Source organism: Ruegeria sp. YKSD179, from assembly GCF_059612885.1.
Genome location: NZ_JBXWRL010000128.1, coordinates 1 through 1,098, shown reverse-complemented (window position 1 = coordinate 1,098; position 1,098 = coordinate 1). Strand labels below are relative to the sequence as shown.

At 57.2% G+C, this 1,098-nt stretch carries 2 protein-coding genes; both read right to left on the bottom strand.

The window, feature by feature from the left end; translation table 11 throughout:
* Nucleotides 1-147: 147 nt before the first annotated feature.
* Entirely contained in the window at nt 148-534 is a 387-nt protein-coding gene (locus tag AC2FNE_RS24650) for a hypothetical protein (protein ID WP_496806571.1), read from the bottom strand.
* Entirely contained in the window at nt 509-865 is a 357-nt protein-coding gene (locus AC2FNE_RS24645) for a LysR substrate-binding domain-containing protein (protein ID WP_496715836.1), read from the bottom strand. Before AC2FNE_RS24645 ends, AC2FNE_RS24650 begins: the two co-directional genes overlap by 26 nt.
* Between the last annotated feature and the right edge of the window lie 233 nt (nt 866-1,098).

Sequence of the window (1,098 nt, the reverse complement as noted above, 5' to 3'; positions counted from 1 at the left end):
ACTTGGCGTCACCGGTTTTGCCGCAGTAACTTATATATGTCAGCATCAGTGGAGATGGCGTCTTGACTACACTGACAGTTGGGCGAACTGCTGAAACGGACGGATTTCGACAAGGCCGCCGAAACCGCCGACGGCAACGAACAGGCGTCAGGCCTGCCGCGAAAAGATTGCCGATATTTCGGCAGAGATCGCCTCAACCACTTTTTCGGGCTGGGAAAAGCTGCGCGTCTTGAGCCGCATCATGGTCAGGTCGATCAAGGCGGTCGGAAAGCCGAGATCGGAAAGCTCGACCAGGGTTCCATTCGCTAACTGGTCTTCGATGGAACTTCGTGGCAGCCATCCGACATCCAGCCCGTGCTCAATGCATTTGGCGATCGTCTGGGTCAGGCCCGAAACGATCTTTAACGAGACCCTTTGCGGAATCTGCGGCAACAGCACCGAGCGGGTGAGATCACCCATAAAGACGTTGGATGGATAGCAGATGATCGGCAACACCTCGTCCCGCTCGCTACGCGCCTGAAACTCCTGCAACATCCCCCGCGGCTGCCACGGGAACGAACCCGTCCTTGCCGACAAGTGCGCGATGCACCAGATCCTTTGGCGGGTTTAGCCTGCGGGTTTCAGCCTCGTAGGAGAAGGCAACCATGACCTCTTCGGTCATCAGCATCTGAAAGCAGGTTTCCTGATTGGCCGACCGCAGCCGCAAGTCGTGAGATGCCAGCGTGTCGCCGAACGCGGCAAGCGCCCGAGGCAGGATGTTGGCCGAGATCGAATGCAATGCGGATATCCGCAATGGTTCAGCGGACGTGATCGCAAAAGCGTCGGAAAGCCGGTTGAGGCCGACGAGTGCTGCTTCAAGCTCCACCTGTAGGGACCTGAGCTGATAGGTCGGGCCTAACGGTCGTCGCGACCGGTCCAACAGTTCAGTGTCAAACAGATGCTAAAGGGCCTGAAGTCGCCTGGAATAGGCGGATTGCGAAGAAATGCGGCTATGCGCGGCAAGCGAAACGCTTTCGGCGCGGATCAGCGCGAGCAGATCGAGTATTGAGTCTTTGTCCACGGCGACACATTAGCATGCAGTTTCTGCATATAAACTTG

Bases quoted from the DNA above. Each gene is read 5' to 3' on its own strand.
- AC2FNE_RS24650 (WP_496806571.1), bottom strand. From the start codon at position 534: ATGTTGCAGGAGTTTCAGGCGCGTAGCGAGCGGGACGAGGTGTTGCCG.